We start from the raw sequence: 573 nt of genomic DNA, 5'->3' as shown, positions 1-573 counted from the left end.
CAGCTCCAGCCCCAACAGCACTTCCTCCACTTACACCAAAGCTATTATCTCCACCTGCTGCTAGAGATAAAGCATCTATGCTTCCTACATTAGCATTTATGTTACTAATGTGGCCTCCTTCTGCAAAGCTAGTAGAAGATAAGCTTACGCCATCTCCACCATTACCACCTGCTTGTGGACCACCTGCAGCAGTTTCTTCTAGAGCATTAAGATCTGTTCCTTTTAAGATGGCTTGTTGTAAAGCTGAGATATCAGCTACTGTTTCGTTATTGTTAGAGTCTTGATCTAGAGTTAGAGTATCTTTACCTATTAAAGTTATATCTTTACCATCAGTTTGAGTTATTGTTACTTTAGAGTTAGAACCCTCTGTAACTATCTTTTCACCTTGGTATACAATATCTCCTACACTTAATTGTCTTACCTCTCCTGTTAAGTCATTAAGTGCTCTTGCTATTCCTCCGTTTACGCTTTTAACTACTCCGGCTTCTTTAGCCATCATGTTCTCCTTATTGTTTATAGTCTTTGAAATTTTGAATGAATTATATAAATTTTAGAAGTATATGTCTATTGTAC

The 573-nt window shown here is 37.3% G+C and carries 1 protein-coding gene; it reads right to left on the bottom strand.

The features are described from left to right. Positions 1 to 496: retention module-containing protein (locus tag G6W45_RS09645; RefSeq protein WP_194168345.1), on the bottom strand; the 496-nt coding region annotated here is incomplete at its 3' end. Positions 497 to 573: the final 77 nt, after the last annotated feature.

This window comes from Campylobacter concisus, from assembly GCF_015229955.1.
GTDB lineage: Bacteria > Campylobacterota > Campylobacteria > Campylobacterales > Campylobacteraceae > Campylobacter_A > Campylobacter_A concisus_AT.
Note: the sequence above shows the minus strand (reverse complement) of the source record. Positions and strands in the feature narration are given on the sequence as shown.